16 protein-coding genes and 1 pseudogene are annotated in these 16,334 nt (G+C 42.8%); 3 read left to right on the forward strand and 14 right to left on the reverse strand.

The features are described from left to right. Positions 1-59 precede the first annotated feature (59 nt). The 3 genes from FTX54_RS10765 to FTX54_RS10775 all read right to left on the reverse strand — a co-directional run bounded on the left by FTX54_RS10765 (position 60) and on the right by FTX54_RS10775 (position 4,343). Positions 60-1,466: an S-layer homology domain-containing protein gene (locus tag FTX54_RS10765; RefSeq protein ID WP_147804662.1), complete on the reverse strand. Its 1,407-nt coding sequence runs from the start codon at positions 1,464-1,466 to the stop codon at positions 60-62. A gap of 345 nt (positions 1,467-1,811) precedes the next feature. Beyond that, positions 1,812-3,044 carry an NADH:flavin oxidoreductase/NADH oxidase family protein gene (locus FTX54_RS10770; protein WP_147804663.1) on the reverse strand — a complete coding sequence of 411 codons (1,233 nt, stop codon included), beginning with the start codon at positions 3,042-3,044 and terminating at the stop codon, positions 1,812-1,814. A gap of 219 nt (positions 3,045-3,263) precedes the next feature. Next, positions 3,264-4,343, reverse strand: coding sequence for an alpha/beta hydrolase (locus tag FTX54_RS10775; protein ID WP_187254626.1), 1,080 nt, complete (start codon positions 4,341-4,343; stop codon positions 3,264-3,266). 450 nt (positions 4,344-4,793) lie between these two features. On the opposite strand from FTX54_RS10775, the gene FTX54_RS10780 reads away from it, so the two are divergent. The 3 genes from FTX54_RS10780 (at position 4,794) to FTX54_RS10790 (ending at position 6,254) form a co-directional block, all read left to right on the forward strand. Further along, complete coding sequence (locus tag FTX54_RS10780) at positions 4,794-5,570, forward strand: TerC family protein (RefSeq protein WP_147804665.1); 777 nt, start codon at positions 4,794-4,796, stop codon at positions 5,568-5,570. A gap of 108 nt (positions 5,571-5,678) precedes the next feature. Then, positions 5,679-5,885, forward strand: a complete 207-nt coding sequence (locus tag FTX54_RS10785) for a hypothetical protein (RefSeq protein ID WP_147804666.1) — start codon at positions 5,679-5,681, stop codon at positions 5,883-5,885. Between the two features lie 240 nt (positions 5,886-6,125). Continuing rightward, a complete protein-coding gene (locus tag FTX54_RS10790; RefSeq protein ID WP_281285258.1) occupies positions 6,126-6,254 on the forward strand; it encodes a hypothetical protein in 129 nt (42 codons plus the stop codon). An 80-nt stretch (positions 6,255-6,334) separates the two neighbouring features. On the opposite strand, the gene FTX54_RS10795 is transcribed toward FTX54_RS10790, so the two are convergent. The 11 genes and pseudogenes from FTX54_RS10795 to FTX54_RS10845 all read right to left on the reverse strand — a co-directional run bounded on the left by FTX54_RS10795 (position 6,335) and on the right by FTX54_RS10845 (position 15,990). Continuing rightward, entirely contained in the window at positions 6,335-6,646 is a 312-nt protein-coding gene (locus FTX54_RS10795; RefSeq protein WP_147804667.1) for a hypothetical protein, read from the reverse strand. Positions 6,647-7,312: 666 nt separating this feature from the next. Beyond that, positions 7,313-7,609: a hypothetical protein gene (locus tag FTX54_RS10800; RefSeq protein ID WP_246125669.1), complete on the reverse strand. Its 297-nt coding sequence runs from the start codon at positions 7,607-7,609 to the stop codon at positions 7,313-7,315. Positions 7,610-7,933: 324 nt separating this feature from the next. Then, a pseudogene (locus FTX54_RS10805) lies at positions 7,934-8,079 on the reverse strand (IS1595 family transposase); the annotation flags it as partial. Between the two features lie 728 nt (positions 8,080-8,807). Then, positions 8,808-10,163: a copper amine oxidase gene (locus FTX54_RS10810; RefSeq protein WP_147804749.1), complete on the reverse strand. Its 1,356-nt coding sequence runs from the start codon at positions 10,161-10,163 to the stop codon at positions 8,808-8,810. Positions 10,164-10,462: 299 nt separating this feature from the next. After that, on the reverse strand, positions 10,463-11,539 hold the full coding sequence (locus FTX54_RS10815) for a M20 family metallopeptidase (protein WP_147804669.1): 1,077 nt from the start codon (positions 11,537-11,539) through the stop codon (positions 10,463-10,465). 29 nt (positions 11,540-11,568) lie between these two features. Continuing rightward, positions 11,569-12,630 carry an ATP-grasp domain-containing protein gene (locus tag FTX54_RS10820; RefSeq protein WP_147804670.1) on the reverse strand — a complete coding sequence of 354 codons (1,062 nt, stop codon included), beginning with the start codon at positions 12,628-12,630 and terminating at the stop codon, positions 11,569-11,571. A gap of 605 nt (positions 12,631-13,235) precedes the next feature. Next, complete coding sequence (locus tag FTX54_RS10825; RefSeq protein WP_338484556.1) at positions 13,236-13,490, reverse strand: hypothetical protein; 255 nt, start codon at positions 13,488-13,490, stop codon at positions 13,236-13,238. A 340-nt stretch (positions 13,491-13,830) separates the two neighbouring features. After that, complete coding sequence (locus FTX54_RS10830) at positions 13,831-14,442, reverse strand: CHRD domain-containing protein (protein ID WP_147804673.1); 612 nt, start codon at positions 14,440-14,442, stop codon at positions 13,831-13,833. Positions 14,443-14,672: 230 nt separating this feature from the next. Then, positions 14,673-15,011: a hypothetical protein gene (locus tag FTX54_RS10835; RefSeq protein ID WP_147804674.1), complete on the reverse strand. Its 339-nt coding sequence runs from the start codon at positions 15,009-15,011 to the stop codon at positions 14,673-14,675. Positions 15,012-15,349: 338 nt separating this feature from the next. Further along, a complete protein-coding gene (locus FTX54_RS10840; protein ID WP_338484558.1) occupies positions 15,350-15,757 on the reverse strand; it encodes a universal stress protein in 408 nt (135 codons plus the stop codon). After that, positions 15,754-15,990 carry a universal stress protein gene (locus FTX54_RS10845; RefSeq protein ID WP_281285260.1) on the reverse strand — a complete coding sequence of 79 codons (237 nt, stop codon included), beginning with the start codon at positions 15,988-15,990 and terminating at the stop codon, positions 15,754-15,756. The genes FTX54_RS10840 and FTX54_RS10845 overlap by 4 nt, the downstream gene beginning before the upstream one ends. Positions 15,991-16,334 lie beyond the last annotated feature (344 nt).

Here is a 16,334-nt window from a genome sequence, read left to right on the forward strand (position 1 = left end):
ACAGCCTGTCCCTGCACCGTTAATCCGGTACAGGAACAGGCTGCTATTTTATTTGCTTATTAATAATCAAGAGCTCTGTAGAATACTGCAGCTGACTCCGCCCTCGTAGCTGAACCTTTTGGTTTAAAGGAACCGTCAGGGTATCCCATAATCAAATCAGCGCCCACGGCCTTCGCTACTTCTTCCTCAGCCCAGGAACCGATTTTCTCTTTGTCACTGAAAGTAAGAGAAGCTTTGCTAAGCTCGCTTCCACTCTGCCGTTCTTCAGCACGCACCATCATCGCTGCCATTTCTTCACGGGTAATGTCCTGGTTCGGACGGAAAACGAGGCTGCTTCCTGTATCATAACCGTTAATGATACCGGTGCTGGACGCTGCATCTACGTAAGGTTCATACCAGCTTCCTTCCTTCACATCCGCAAATGGTTCCTCTCCGGATGCAAACCTTTGTAAACCGTAAGCACGGGTGACCAACGTAGCAAATTCTGCCCTCGTCACTTTTCCACCTGGTACAAATGTAGTGGAGGTGCGGCCTTTAATAATTCCCGCCTGTGTGAGTTTGGCAATTTCATCTTCTGCCCAGTGATTAGTGATGTCTGTAAACGGATGAGCTTTAATGAACAAAATCTGGCCGACGCTTAAAATACTGGAACTGCTCAAGTCGTTCAGCTCTCTCAATTTCGTTACAGTTGTGTTGTACTTTTGAGCAATGGAAGAGAGTGTGTCCCCCGGCTTTACAACATAAATGATCTCTGCAGGAGGCTCATTGTGAAGAGACAGAAGCTCTGCCATAGTGACAAATTCGTAGTCCAGTGCCTCCAGTTCCTGAATGATGTCAGGAAGTGCAACTGGAGTCCCGGCTGCTCCTTCTCCGGTGTGCATGAGCACAATGGAGCCCGGAACAATATTACTGACAACCTTATCGGTCATTTCGTTTTTTGGGGTCCCCTTCCAGTCCACCGTATCGATATTCCATTGAATGGTGTGCGTGTAACCGGCTTCCCCTGCCGCTTTAAGAACGGCAGAATTTGTATAGCCGTAAGGCGCCCGGAAAATCGGTTTTGTCGACTTGCCGGTCACCTGTTTTGCAAGGGCTTCCGTTCTGTCCAGTTCACTTTTCATCTGCGCAGCTGTTAATTTAGTGAAATCCGGGTGGGAATAAGAGTGATTTCCAAGCTGATGGCCCTGATCAGCTATTTTCTTGATATCTGCCGGGTGATCATTCAACCCGGTACCTGTTAAGAAGAAGGTTGCCTTCACATCATAATCGTCCAGGGTATTAAGAATGCTGTTGATATTTGCTCCATCTGCTCCGTCATCAAACGTGAGGGCTACAACTTTCTGGGTCGTGTTTGCTTTTGTAATAAATTGAGAGCTTGCAGCGTCTGCCGAGGTTGGATTGAAAGCGAAAACAGTAACAAACAGCAAAATAAGGCCCAAGACTAATTTAGCAGCTTTTTTTCCCATCTCCTTCACCCCTTTTGTATTTATGCTGACAATAATCAGCATATGTATAAAGAGATAGGATTATTTCTTTGTATAAATATGTATTCTCTGTACTTAATATTATACTCCTTTTTCGCGAAAATTTCTCATGAATTTTGCTTTATTCCACTATAGAGTACGGTTTCTGAAAATATAATAATCCCGGACAAAAAATATCAGCCTTTTATTTTATGCATTTTCACCGAAAAAGCTGCTCTTCTTCCTATATGACCAGAACGTATAAAAGCAGGAAGAAAAGTTTTTAATACATACCTTTCTTCCTGATCATTTGTACCTATCCAAGTAAAATTTTTCAGAATCTCCGGCCTAAACTCTCCTTTTCTGAAAAACTTCCCTTCCATTTTGTAAAAGAGTAAGCAGTAATGACAGAATCGGAGGAAAACCCGGCTTGACAGGTTTCCCCTTTCCAATTCTCGTCAGCTGCTGGCTGTACCAGGTGATTTCCAGTAATCCTTTATTATCAATAAAAGGCAGGCCTGTTTTAATAGGTTTGATAGTGAGGGTTTTTTCTTTGCCGGACAGCAAGTCGTTCGCAAATGCTGGATTAACAGCTGATGGCCGGGCAATCCCGATAAAATCTGTGGCACCTGCCTGCAGCGCTTCCTCCATCGTCGTTCTTGTTCTGAATCCGCCTGTTAAAACGATCGGTATGGTCGTTTCCCTTTTCAACTGTTCTGCATATTCCAGAAAGTAAGCTTCGCGTTTCAACGTAGAAGGTTTAACATCTTTTCCGAGAAGCACCGCTTTTTCGTACGTTCCTCCGGATATTTCTATAAGATCCACTCCAAGCCGTTCCAGTTCTTTTATGACGAATCGGGAATCTTCTTCTGAAAAACCGGCTTTCATAAAATCGGAGCTGTTAATTTTTACTCCAACAAAAAATTCACCCCCTGTCTTTGAGCGGATCGCCTGGTAGATTTCAGATAAAAAACGAAAGCGGTTTTCGAGAGAACCTCCCCACTTGTCGGTTCTCTGATTATGCCTCGGGGATAGAAACTGACTTATTAGATAGCCGTGGGCTGCGTGAATCTGCACCCCGGTAAACCCTGCTCTTTCAGCAAGGGCGGCCGTTCCGGCAAATTCTCTGATAGTTTGTTCTATCTCTTCTTCTTCCAGCGCTCTTGCTTCCGGGAAGAATCTCTGCAGCTTAGGAGGGAACGGCACAGCGGAGGGAGCAACTGCTTCCGCAGAGACTCCTTTCAACACTTGCTTGCCGGGATGGTTCACCTGCATCCACAGGTGAGTGTCATTGGAAGTTCCGGCCTTTGCCCAGCGTTTAAACAGGTCAATGTGATCGTCATCTGCAAGGACGATGTTTCCAGGTTCCCCAAGTGCTTTATCGTTGATCATCACATTCCCGGTAATTATCAGCCCCGTGCCCCCCCTGGCCCAGGCTTCATATAACCGTAAAATTTCTTTTGTCGGCAGATGATCTTTTGTGGCCATCCCCTCACTCATCGCCGACTTTACAAGTCTGTTTTTTATCATGCCTTTGTTTTTAAAAGTAAACGGTTGTGCGAGTAACCGGTGCTCTTTCATCTCATTTCTCTCCTCTTCCCATAAGTTCTGCCGAAACCAGCCCGCTGTTTTTCTTTACTTTACCAGAGGCAGACCGAAATCTACAGCGGAGTAGACTTTATGGATCCTTTCCGTATTATAAAGTCTTTAAATCACGTATGAATAAAGTATTTTATCTTTGATTTTGTGAGAATGAAATTACATATTTTATATGAGAAGAAAAGAAGCCGTTTCGTGAAATCAACTTTTGCTCCGGTAACTGCTAACTGTGCTGGAGAAATGACCTGCGATTTCCTTTACTGCATCAGCTGCCTGAGGATAATAACCGAGCAGTTTGACAAATGCATGATGCATCCCTTTATATTCTATATGACGTACCGGAACTCCCGCCGCCAAAAGCTGAGCTGAAAAGTCCTCTCCCTGGATTCTCAGAAAATCAAATTCAGCGGTTATCATCGTCACAGCAGGTAATTCATGCTTTTCTTTACTCAAAAGAGGAGACACAAGCGGAAGAAGCACATCATCTAAATTTTTTAAATACAGCGTCTGAATGAAGAAAAGAGATTCTCTCATTTGAAGCAGCTCCCTGCGGATGAGAGGTTCATCTTTAGACATGTCATAATGATCAATTTTCCAGTTCTGCCTTGAAATATCCGATAAATCAACGAGCGGACATAAAAGACCGACGTAGCATATATTCCATTCTTCATCCTGGCTCAAATGATCCACTCCAAGTGCAAGATTTCCCCCTACACTGTCCCCAACAAGACCGATAAGTTCAGGATTAATAGAAAGGGAGGCAGCCTCTTCGTAAACATACCGCACGCCTTCCAGACAGTCATCTAATCCCTGCCTGTAAGGAAATTCAGGAGCGAGCCTGTATTCTATTGCAACTACAACGGCTCCCGCTTTTTGAGCAAGCAGCCTGCAGGGATTCTCCATGACGTCCATTCCGCGTTCGAAAAAGCCTCCACCGTGAAAATAGACAAGTGCAGGTTTCACCTCCTCCGAGCGGTTGTATATTCTTATTTTCAGCGTTCTTCCTGGAAGATGAATATGTTTTGTCTCTACCTCTCCTACTGTACTTAAATTTTTATTTTCAACGTCTTTTCCGCTGCGGATCGCTTCCAGATCTTCAATACCCCTTGGACGATGCGTCGATGGATCGACCGTCTGCAGATGTTCTTTTGCTTTTGCGTCCAGTCCTTTTGATTTTTCGAAAAATGGAATGTTTTTGCTGATGATATCCAGCGGGCCTTTATTTAATAAGGTGACCGTATTTTCCAGCCTCTTTTCTCTTTGCTCGTATGTATAAAGCATATGTTCTTCTCCCTTTCTGAAAATTGGAATAAGCATTGCAATAGCAGCCCTTTTTTAAGTCTTCAACTTAATAGACATCCTGGCTATTTATCCTATACCCCTTTCCCGAATGAAATAAATATCCGGATTTTTAATAATAGTAATAATCCGTTTAGTCGTTTGAAGTTCAGCGGCTGTTTGCGGGGGATCGTTTCAACCTTTTATTGAATATATACAGAAAAGAGATTATACTGTATATAACTTCATATACTTCTACTGTAAAAGGGGAGTAGCTCTTACTGTATAGTCCGTCATGACGGGATAAAACCCCGGCTGTGCAGGCAATAATTCTATTGTCAGCAAGACCTTTACTTTAAAATGGACATCCGTCTGTTTTGAAGTGAGGGTCTTTTTTGTTTTGTATCCTCTGCATCGGGTATTGAGAAATCGATGGTGAAGGAGATGAAAGGCGTGGAATGGAGCATAGTATTACAGTACGGCTGGATCCTGCTCGTTCTGGTGGTTCTGGAAGGTGTGCTTGCTGCCGATAACGCTATGGTTCTGGCTGTTATGGTAAAAAGACTCCCGGCGGATAAAAGAAAAAAAGCTTTATTTTACGGTCTTGCCGGCGCATTCGTGTTTCGTTTTGCTGCTCTGTTTGCGATCGCGCTGCTGATTACCATCTGGCAGATTCAAGCGGCCGGTGCCTTGTATTTATTAATTATTTCCCTTCATCATTTTTTGCGGAATAAGTTCAAAAATTATCCAGAAAAAATTAAAAACAGCGGGAGATCAATGAATGAAGCTGGTTTCTGGACGACTGTAATGAAAGTAGAAGTCGCAGACATTGCCTTTGCAGCAGACTCCCTCCTCGCAGCTGTCGCTCTTTCCGTCACGCTTCCGGATACTTCCATGCCTGCAGTAGGCGGTATGGATGGCGCCCAGTTTTTCACTGTTTTGACGGGGGGACTGATGGGAGTTATCCTGATGAGATTTGCGGCCGGATATTTTGTTAAACTGCTTTCCCGTAAGCCTGGATTGGAACATACCGCTTACGCTATCGTCGGTTGGGTTGGCGTGAAGCTGGCTGTCCATACTCTTGCCCATCCTGCTTTATCCTTCCTTCCTGAACATGCAGCTGAATCGACAGCCTGGAAATTGACCTTTTATACGATACTCGTCTTTCTTGCTGTTTCAGGCTGGTTTTTATCTGAAAACCGAAAAGAAGACACCACTTCTGATAATTGATTTTCAAAGAAGAGGATATTGTACTTTACAATCAGGGTATAGCCGATTATAAGCCAATTAATACCCCTGTTGGATTTTGTGGAAGAATTAAAAGGAGGAAAAAGCATTATGAAAATAGCGATGAACTTTACAGACGGAAGCAGAATTGTTCAGGACGACTTCGGACAAATTGAACTCTACAGGGAAAAAGATATGTTCTCAACGGTTCAGGAGTGGAAAGAAAAAGATACTCCAATTACGATTAAGAACATGGAGGGAGAAACGTTTAATAAATCTGGTAAAGATCTCGTTTCTTTTGAGATCATCCCAGAGTAAGGCAAATCATTAAGCGGAAACCCCCGCCTTCTTTTCCAATCGTCAATGCAGGAGTAAGAGAGGTTCGGGGGAAAGCCCCGGACCTGCTTTATAATTGGTCCGCTCCTATTATTTTTAAGGCGTTTTATTCACGTACGGGAGTTTTTAAGAGCTTTGTTTTCATCCGCCCGGGGTGTAGATGCTTTAACACAAGTCCCTGGTGTGTTCACTAAGCTTGTTTATTTGGGGAGGTGCTCAAGAATGGAAGAACTCGTAGGTAACTGCCACAGATGCGGATGCGAAATCTACTGTCTTGATGGTTTTTTTGAAGGTTTACAAAAAGATGACGAACTCTACTGTAATGCCTGTGAAGAAGAAGCAGAAAAGTAATTGTTCAATTTTTGAAACCTAAAAAAACAAGCTCTATAAGAGCCTGTTAAATGATCCTCCATTCAGAACTCTATTTGTCTTTAAGCCTGATCCACAGTTGAAAAACGCTTTAAACCTTTTATATCGAGCTGTTCAAACGGCGGTCGTCCGCGCACCCAGAGATCGACACGGCGTACTTTTGTCTGAATTTTTTTATCGATAAATATCGAAATTCCGTCTTTCTCAATCTCATAGTAATTTTCTTTGTCTTCCGGGGTCTTCACTTCACATTCAAAATCAAATAAAACCTGTTTATTTCTAAAAGTCCAGGGCAGCAGAACGGGACTTATCGTAATAACTGCTCCGTGCTTTAATAACCAGCTTTTTGTGTGGGAATCAATGCGTACTCCCATATGCAATTTCTCCTCTCTAAAATAATGTTTATTATCGCATGCATCATTACTGCACCTAGTTTTATCATTCCCGCTGTAATAGCAGTTATAACCTAAAATAGCTAATAAAACCAATTTTCAGAATAGTAAAATTATTTATGCATTTCTACTTTTTCTTTATATATGGTGACGTCGCCCCTTTAGTGTTACATAGGTTAAAGAATCCTGAAAAATCTCCATCGCCCACTAGTTCTGGAAAGCGAAATAGTTCCATTCAGGATGCTGACAAAGTCAGATTATTTTCATAAAAGCTGTGTTAAAGCTTGTTTTGATACATGTAGAAAACCCCGCTTCTCCTCTGCCGCGTAGAAGATTTTCAGGCAGGCTTCGCCTCTGTGGGATTTTCCACCCATGTTCTTACACGTACCTGTTTCCACTTCATTTTTTCTTCACGAAAAGAGAAAGACTTCTGCTATTCATGTAAAGGGTTCAGTTTTGAAGTGCAAAATTAAAATTAGAAGGGCAATTAACAAGCTAAATAGCTCATGGTTTAGCTTGTTTCCTACGGCAGTGATTTTTTATACAAAAAACGCCACTAAAAGCGGTGTCATTTATCCGTTGTTAATATTTAATTTTCTGATTGTCCTTCCCAAGTAATTTCAAATTCTATTTCCTCGTCCTCTTGAATCACGGCACAGCCTCCACAATCACCACGTCCAAGCTCCGCTTCCTCATTAAGCAAATCTTTCCTTCGGTATGTCCTGAATTATAATCTATCGTTTCGGGAGCTTGTTCTTCACCAGTATATTCAATAGTTCCAGTATTTGTTTCCATATCACCATTAGAAATATCTGCTTCATAACTAACACCCCAATTCCCACTATTTCCTGAAGAGTTAGCACTGTCTCCGTTTCCAAAATCAGCCAAGATAAATTCAAATACGAGTAACCCAATCATTTTCTTCACAAATATTCCTACAATCATAGTTTTAAACTCATCATAATGGCTTCATCAACTGTCACTGCCCGTTTTTTAAAGTAAAAATATTCACAATCTATTCTTAAAATTCTTCCGTATTACTTATCCATTAATTTTCCAAAAATTAAACCTAATAAGACATTCGTTATCAATAAAGATGAATTTCCAGAAAACGCAACAGTAAAAATACCCGCTATTATTCCATACGATAAAGCATTAGCATTATACTTCATTAAGAATTCTCACCACTTCCTCACTTTTCGAGTTTCAATAATCATAAATTATTGTTTTGTTAATCTCTCGTATTAGATGAATGAATAAGAAGTATGATTATATGAATTTAGATAATCTGAGTGTATCATACATTCCGACAATTGGAATTAAATTTCCTTTTATGATGATACCCTTCATGGGGACTTCATTTCGTTTAGGATGAACATTGCATACCGCTTGAAACCAGGAAGGTAATTGTTCAAATTTCATGATGAAAAACCAATTCCCTTTATTGAATTTTAAATAAAAGCTATGTCAATATCTTATGTTGATAAATATAGGAAACTTCGCTTCAACTGACCTGCCGTGGAGGAGCTTTCAATCTCCTTCTTACCCGGGCAAGTTTCCGCTTCGTTTTCTTCACAGAAAGAGAAGTTCTTCTGTTTTTCATTCCGTAAAGCCAGTGCCAAGGCGATTTTTCAAGGCGCCTGTGGAAAAAGAAAGCGGGACGATCCTCCCGGACGCAAGGGAAGCCGCAGGCACTCCAAAAACAACACGGAGCTTGAACAGAGACACTCATGCAAGAGCCTTATACCATGATGAATGAAAATGGCTTTCTACAGGGCTGGAACTCTCTATCTAAACAGGGCAGCGAAGGATGTTCAAAAGGGAACTTCTTTGTTTAGAAGGAGATGCTGCTCCGTATTTTTCCGTGAGCTGCAGGGCACATGGGGCGACTCCAGGGCGATGAAGGACGAGCTGAAGATCCACCCCCGACCGCAGGGAGGAAGGGATTAGCTGAGGCCGGCCCGCCCGGAAAGCGTCCCCATGGAAACGAAAGCGCACGTTCATCGCTTCAATACTTTATTATCAAGGTAGCTATAAACATAAAAATGCGGCATGACAATTTTCTGTCATGCCGCTTCAAGGGGATTTAGCCTGCTTTCAATTTTCATTTAACTGATTCGTAAATCAGGAACTGTTCCCAATGTTACTGCTCTGACCGGCGGTGACGTGTAATCATCGCTGCACCTGCTGCGAGAAGAACAAGGACCATTCCATAAAGGAACCACTGATTTTCAGCACCTGCTGTTCCACCAAGGCCGGTGGCAGGCATTTCTGAAGGCATATCCCCTTCAAAGTTTTCAGGAAATTGATCTGTGATCGCTCCGGACATCATCTGGCCGACTCCAAACATATGGCCATAAGCCTCGCGGACATTCTCATATGTTGTTTCGTAATCGCCTTCCGTATAGCTGTCAAACGCTGTTACAAGCTGATCCACGTGCATCTGCAGTCCTTCTGAAAGAGCATCTGCTTCGAGACGGTTTTCAGTAGCATCAGATAAGAACTGGGAAAATGTATCACGGTAGCCAGCAAGATTATTCAGGGCTTCTTCCTGTCCGGCTTCGTCCTCTTCCGCTGTTGCCACGACATAATTCACGAAGAAGTCGATATGCTCACTCCACTGTTCATTAAATGCGTCGCCTGCTTCTTCTCCGTAAACACCGCTGATTGCTTCAGTCAGATCTTCTGTGTTTTCGTTAAGTGCTCCGGCTGCTGCATCAAAGTCCCCTGCTCCATCGATCCCCTTCTGCATAGCAACTACAGCTAATCCTGCGTGTTCGGAGAAAAGGTAGTTCAGATCTGAACGGAGATCCGCTGCCGGTGTGTCGGCTGATGATCCTTCAAAATCTTCATCAAACTGATCTACTATAGCAGTGGAAAGACCTTTGCTTACCCCGTACATGTGGTTAATCGATTCTCTTACATCACTGTAGGCCGCATCAAAGTCTCCCTCGTTATACTGGTCGAATGCTCCTACAAGCTGATTCACGTGCATCTGCAGTCCTTCTGCGAGCATGTCAGCTTCTAAACGCTCTTCTGTAGCACCTTCGAGAAAGCTGGAGAAGTCGGCGCGGTATCCATCAAGCTGAGTAAGTGCTTCCTGACGACCCTCTTCATCTTCTTCCGCTGTTGCCGTTACATAATCAACGAAGAATCCGATATGATCTTCCCACATGCCCTGGAAAGTCTGAGCCGCTTCTTCTCCATAAACTTCCTCAATCGCACCAGTTAAATCTTCCGTATTAGCCTGCAGAGCACCTGCAATTTGATCAAAGTCTTCGGCTCCGTCAATTCCTTTTTGCATGGTGAATACTGCCAGATAGGCGTGTTCTGATAAGTACTGATCCAGCGTAGCGCGGAGATCCGCTGCCGGTGTGCTGACCGTCGGGCCGTTTTCCATGTGCTCTTCATCTGAGTGCCCGTCCGCAAACGCTGTTGCCGAAGGCATTAAAAGCGCCGCACTTAATGGGACAATTGTTAACGTTCTTTTCCAGTTCATCATACCAATCACTCCTTTTATTTTTTATTACACCTGAGCTAACGCAGGGGTATACGTATTGGATCACTTTTTTCGAAATTTTTTTTAATAAATGTATTTCATATGTATTCGAATCAATTTCATAAGTCACTGTAAGAAAAGGATTTCCGAACATGGTGAATGATTTTCAGTTCAGGAAGAAAAATTTTAAAGACAGATTCGCAAATGATCAATAAAGGTTATCGTCTGTGTCTTTCAGGGCAGAAATAAAAAAGACTGAACCCAAATGCTATTGGGTCAGTCTTTTTTATCTGTATTATTTATTCTTCAGGCAGTGACCGCAGGAAGTTTATAAGTATCTGCTGGTACTCTTTTACAGAATCCATGTACACATGTTCATGATCCCCATGCCAGCCGTGACCGAAGGGACCGAATTCCACTGCAGACCCTCCGTATTTCGTAAAATACTTTCCATCGTGGGAGCCGTGCTGGGCATAAAGGTGCGCCTCTTCCAGTGAAGTAACCTCTTGAATGGATTGAGCGAGCTTTGTAACGTACGGATTGGCCATATCAGTAACAACCGGATCACCAATGTAGTGAACGTGAACCGTCCCCTTTGTTATACTTTCTATCTGCCGGATAATTTCTTCCGGAGACTGCGATGGCAAATAGCGGATGTCCAGTGATATAGTACAAAATCTTGGAACAAGATTAAACATAGAACCTCCCGAGATTTTGGAAAAATTTATTGAAGGTTCTGCATACATGGGCGGTTCTCTTTCAAGAGCAAATGGAAGCTCAAAGATTCTCATCCATAAATCATAAGCCATAATAATCGCGTTATGCCCTTCCCATGGGCGGCTGCTATGGGCGGAGTTACCCCGCAGTTTGATCACAAGCTGAAGCACCCCTTTCGATTGAACTGCAACTCCCAAGTTTGTAGGTTCCCCGCAGATAATAAAATCACCTGTATATCCTTGATCGGTTAAATATTTCGTTCCATTTTTTCCTCCGGCTTCCTCATCGGGTACGATCTGCAGCATCACCCGTTGATTCAGCGTTTCTTCCTTTAACGCTGCCATCGCGATCATCATTGCTGCCAATCCAGCTTTCATATCGGCAGCCCCTCTCCCGTAAAGCTTATTTCCGACAGTTTTCGGAATATACTGATCGGGTTCTCCTTCTACAACATCCGCATGGGCATTGAGGACGACTGTGCGTGCTCCCTGACCTATAATAGCCACGAGCATCGGATATTCTTTATTCTGAATTTTTTCGACCCTCAGGCCATGGTCCTGAAGCCATGCTTCGCAGTAATCTATTATCTCTGCTACTCCTTCCAGATTGGAGCTGTCTATTTCAATTAATTTTTTCAATAAAGGTATAGGATTTAACATAACAGTCCCCCTCCAGCCCTACTACGTGTTTACTGGACAGACTCCTCAGCCATCATTTTTTCTGCACGATTTTTGTGAATCATAGTTACTTCATCGTGACGGGCATACTCTACATCCTGCTCCTGAATAAGCCACTCTTTTTTCACCGTTTTTTTCAAAAGGAGCGCCAATACTGCTGCAGGTATGTCTGCTCCCGCTTTATGGGAGAAGCTGTAGCCTCCTCCGATGCGGGGATTAATGTCAATAACGTAATAGTTTTCCCCGTTGTCATACACGTCCATGTTAAGGTAGCCTACATGCCCAAGTCTTTCACCAATTAATTCAGCCATCTTTCCGAGCTTTTCATGATCGCACGTTATACAACGGTCCACGTCTCCTCCGCGCATCATCAGCTGTTTTCTTATAAAGTGAGATAAATAACGGCCTTCCAAATCATTAAAGATGTCCACGCTGTACTTATCTCCACCAATAACTTCCTGGATTAACACATTTTTTTCCGGTTTAACTTTCGTAACGGTACTGATCGCAGCTAAGGAAATTTTTTCGATTACATGCAAATAGGCATACTTTAACTCTTCCATCGAATTTGCGTACTCAATCCCTACGGATGCGGAGCCATTCCGTGGTTTTAAAATAAGAGGAAACTGCGCATAACCATTATGAAGAGCCTTTTCCGCTGAAATCAGACTTGTAAAAGTACGCGGTACACTTATACCTAAAGCGCCCATTATTTCTTCGTAATTTCCCTTGTCCCTGATTTTATTAATCGTTACTGGGTCAGTTACAAAAACCTGAATACCCCTGTTCTCAAAATCCGGTTTCCGCTGCGAGAGGCTGCAGACTTCCAGATCATTTAAAGGAAATACTCCCTGCACATTGTGTTTTTCGCAGATGTTTAACAGGGTATGGACGTAGCCGGGATCGGAATAATGAGGGGTTACGTAACTGATATCTCCCATCTGCAGTGACGGGGCATTATACTCGGGATCACATACAATAATTTGCCCTGATATATTAAGTTTTTTATAAGCTTCACGAAAAAATTGAATAAAATCGTTACGTCTCGCAGTAGAAGTCAGTAAAATGTTCATAATTATCACCCTTTATAGTTTTTCGTATTGGTCACCCACAATTTATTAATCATCTTTCTTTAATATTCATGACAAATGCCTGATTATTTAGTCTTGCTACTTATATTGATGCTTGTGATTATAATTTCCAATTTCTATTAATTATAAACGGAATATCCTGTATAAAATTCTATTAAAATAAGAATAAAAACTCATCATTGTGGTGTTTTTATAAATTAACTATAGAAATTCGCTGCTTATTGGGGGTTTAGGAGATTTATGAAATAAATTAATGAATCAATAAAGTGCCCGGGCATTTAGATTCAATAAACTTGAAACAGCTGTTTGTATGTACAGGTCAATCATTATAGTTTTTTTGTGGACAGCTTGCATTTACTCTTTGTGTTACTGCTATCTTGAAAATAAAGTAGTTAAGTGATGCAAGGGCGCTTTCGTTTCCATGGGGACGCTTTCCGGGCAGGCCGGCCTCAGCTAATCCCGTCCTCCTTGCGGTCGTGCGGAGTGGGGCTCGTCCTTGATCGCCCCGGAGTCGCCCCATGTCCCCTCCAGCTCCCGGTAAAAATACGGAGCAGGATCGGCCTTCTAATAAAGAAGGCCCCTTCTGACTATCCTTCATTCAACGTGTATAGAGGGGGAATTCCATTCCTATAGAAGGCCATTTTCATGCCCCATGGTGCAAGGCTTTTTGCATGTGTGTCTCTGTTAAAGCTCCATGTTGTTATTGGATTGCCTGCGGCTCCTTTTTCTTCGCTTGCCGCGGAGAAATCCCTCAGCTCTCCCTCCCTGTCGTCCGGGAGGATCTTCCTGCTTTCTTTTTCCGCAGGCGTCTTACCCTGGCACTGGTTTTTGCCTTGGTACATTCTTGATTCAACCAGCGGGCTTTCTGTATGGGAGAATTATAACGAAGCGGAAACCGGCGGACGCCAGTGGAAGAAGGAGATTGGAAGATCCCGCAGGGCGTAAGCCCACCCGGAAAGCTCCTCCACGGCAGAGCTGAAGCAAAGTTTTCTTATATATCAACAACAGACTTTAACAGGGCTTTCAATAATGAAGACGGCTTTCAAAGTAATGCATTCCATTTATGTAGATGTTACGTTTAATAGAATATAATCAAGTTCCCTCCTAAAAACTGCGACCCTGTGCCGTTTACACGACAAAAAAAGACCGCCCCAACATGGGACGGTCCAGTTATTAAAATGATTATGCAGTTGCTTTATTGCGTCGACCAAACATTAGAAGTCCTCCTGCGAGAGCAGCGAACGTTCCAATTAATGCGTAAAGCGGGCCGTTGGAAGCTGTGTCTGCCATTTCATCTCCTTCTTCTGTGTATACTTCGTCCTCAGTCATTTCCAGCTGGCCTCGGATTTCTCCATCAGGAAATTCTTCCGTATGGAGATTCACATAAATATTTCCTTCGACTAGTGCGGCTGAAAATTCCTCCCAGCTATGTTCCCCAACGAGGTCATCTTCCGTCAGCGTACCAGATGCCACTTCACCGTCGTAGTCTACAGCTTCGTTATTCTCGAATAAAAATAACTCTACAGGCCCGTCTTCACCAACAGGTCCACTGTGTAAATGACCAGCAAGCGTGTTTTCTAAATCGTAGGCTTCAACCATAAATTCGAGTGATTCCCCATCTTCACTCACTTCCACGTGCGCTTCTCCCGTTGCATCACTATCCACTTCCATGACTTCCTGCTCCGGCGTTAATTCAGCCATGAATTCCTGACCTTCGTGGGCTGCCGAAGCTGAGCCGGTAAATCCTGTAAAAGCGAATACCGAGGCCACCGTTACTACTGCTGTTTTTTTCACAAAACCGCCTCCTTGTAATTTTTGAAGAAGAAATAAGACTATACTTCCTCTCTGTATGAGATAACGAATTAACTTTCCATTTGGATCACTTTATTTTGAAATTTTTTTGAAGCAAGTCAATAAAAGTATTTCTAATAGTGTTTAACAGCTGTTTCCCAGACAAAGTTATTTTTCCACACAAAAAACCGCAGTAAAAAATGTTCTTTACTGCGGCTCAAGGTTATTATTTCCTACTGTGTTACGCCTTTCTCAATATAACCATCGGCTTTTTTTACCTGTTCGAGCACCTGCTGCTTATTTTCTTCTGTCGTTTTGAATGAAAGTAAATAGTGAGGATAATCTTTTTTATTAATCTTCCGGTCTTTTCTGATATTCTTGAGCGATGTGAATGCCTGAGCATTGCCGGGAGCCCCTCCGATACTTCCTGTGGCGATGAATGGGGTTTTGGTATCCAGCCCTTCCGGAATCTCTTCAATGAAAACATCCGTTACATGATACCTCAGCAGCCTGGTTCTAAGCGATTCCGCAGCATTTTCATTTTTGAGATACACGTTCATCTGTACAGTCATCGGAATTCACCCTTTCTGAATATTCTGTATTTTTAGTCTTCCCTTCTGAGCCGATTTTGAAACTAATACCACAATATTAGAGAATACTGCAAATTCCATACAAAAAAGCCAGTCCGAACAACAGTGCCGGACTGGCTTACACACTCTATTAGAGCATTATTTAATCATTAAGCTCTGTTAAAGTCTGCTGTTGATATATAAGAAAACTTCGCTTCGGCCTGCCGTGGAGGAGCTTTCCGGGTGGGCTTACGCCCTGCGGGATCTTCCAATCTCCTTCTTCCACGGGCACGTTTCCGCTTCGTTTTTTATTCTCCCATACAGAAAGCCCGCTGGTTGAATCAAGAAGGGACCAAGGTAAAAACCAGTGCCAGGGTAAGACGCCTGCGGAAAAAGAAAGCGGGAAGATCCTCCCGGACGCAAGAGAGGGAGAGCTGAGGGCTTTCTCCGCGGCAGGCGGAAGAGCCGCAGGCAATCCAATAACAACACGGAGCTTTAACAGAGCCAATCATTAAAACAGGGGTGTTTACGTATTTCATAACTTTGTGGCTCACTCCGCCGAGAACCATTTTCTGTTCGCTGTTTAATCTGCGGCTGCCGATAACGAGCGTATCGTAGCTGTCATTATTAGCACGAACGAAAATCGCTTCTGCAATTCCATTTTTTCCGTGAAGAATAGTTGATTCGCATGGAATTTGTTCTTCTTTCCCCACGGATTCGTAATGCTTTAATAACTGCTCTCTTTTCAAAGAAGCACTTTCAGAATCTCCCGAATGAAGTACATCACTCTTTGATTTTTTCCATCTACGACGTAAAGCAGTTCAATCGAAGCACCTTCTACAAGGCTGCCAAGTTCTATTGCTTTTTTTGCAGCACGGTTGCTGTGATCCGAGCCATCAACAGCCAGTAGTATTTTTAAAACATCCGTTAATCCTCCATTATTGAATGGCTTAAGGATTTTTACTGAAGAAAATAGTATCATGATACCGCTTCTATAAGCACTGAGCTTATAGTTCGAGGAAAAACGAACGGTGTTTTTGATTCCATGAAGGTGCTTTCCAGGCGGCCCGACCTAAGCTGATTCTTGTCATTCGCAAGTGCTCTGCAGCTGGCTTACCTGCTTTTCTATACTTCCTTCTCAGCCTGTAAAGCAGTGAAAAAGGCCGCTTTTCAATGTTATGCCTTACACCTGGATAGATATTAAATTCAATTCATTTAGAAATACTAATTTTCGGCCGAAGATAAATCAGATGATTTTATTAATGATGAAAAAAAGATATAATAGAAGAAGCAGGAGTTTATGTTTGGGACAGCTCTAAAGAAGAA

This window comes from Alkalicoccus halolimnae, from assembly GCF_008014775.2.
Classification (GTDB): Bacteria; Bacillota; Bacilli; order Bacillales; family Salisediminibacteriaceae; genus Alkalicoccus; species Alkalicoccus halolimnae.

Excerpts from the sequence above, each read along its gene's own strand:
- FTX54_RS10770 (WP_147804663.1), bottom strand. The coding sequence starts at position 3,044 with ATGAAAGAGCACCGGTTACTCGCACAACCGTTTACTTTTAAAAACAAA.
- FTX54_RS10820 (WP_147804670.1), bottom strand. The coding sequence starts at position 12,630 with ATGAACATTTTACTGACTTCTACTGCGAGACGTAACGATTTTATTCAA.
- FTX54_RS10775 (WP_187254626.1), bottom strand. The coding sequence starts at position 4,343 with ATGCTTTATACATACGAGCAAAGAGAAAAGAGGCTGGAAAATACGGTC.
- FTX54_RS10825 (WP_338484556.1), bottom strand. The coding sequence starts at position 13,490 with ATGTACCAAGGCAAAAACCAGTGCCAGGGTAAGACGCCTGCGGAAAAA.
- FTX54_RS10785 (WP_147804666.1), top strand. The coding sequence starts at position 5,679 with ATGAAAATAGCGATGAACTTTACAGACGGAAGCAGAATTGTTCAGGAC.
- FTX54_RS10810 (WP_147804749.1), bottom strand. The coding sequence starts at position 10,163 with ATGAACTGGAAAAGAACGTTAACAATTGTCCCATTAAGTGCGGCGCTT.
- FTX54_RS10790 (WP_281285258.1), top strand. The coding sequence starts at position 6,126 with ATGGAAGAACTCGTAGGTAACTGCCACAGATGCGGATGCGAAATCTAC.
- FTX54_RS10795 (WP_147804667.1), bottom strand. The coding sequence starts at position 6,646 with ATGGGAGTACGCATTGATTCCCACACAAAAAGCTGGTTATTAAAGCAC.
- FTX54_RS10845 (WP_281285260.1), bottom strand. The coding sequence starts at position 15,990 with ATGATACTATTTTCTTCAGTAAAAATCCTTAAGCCATTCAATAATGGA.
- FTX54_RS10815 (WP_147804669.1), bottom strand. The coding sequence starts at position 11,539 with ATGTTAAATCCTATACCTTTATTGAAAAAATTAATTGAAATAGACAGC.
- FTX54_RS10835 (WP_147804674.1), bottom strand. The coding sequence starts at position 15,011 with ATGACTGTACAGATGAACGTGTATCTCAAAAATGAAAATGCTGCGGAA.
- FTX54_RS10765 (WP_147804662.1), bottom strand. The coding sequence starts at position 1,466 with ATGGGAAAAAAAGCTGCTAAATTAGTCTTGGGCCTTATTTTGCTGTTT.
- FTX54_RS10800 (WP_246125669.1), bottom strand. The coding sequence starts at position 7,609 with ATGATTGTAGGAATATTTGTGAAGAAAATGATTGGGTTACTCGTATTT.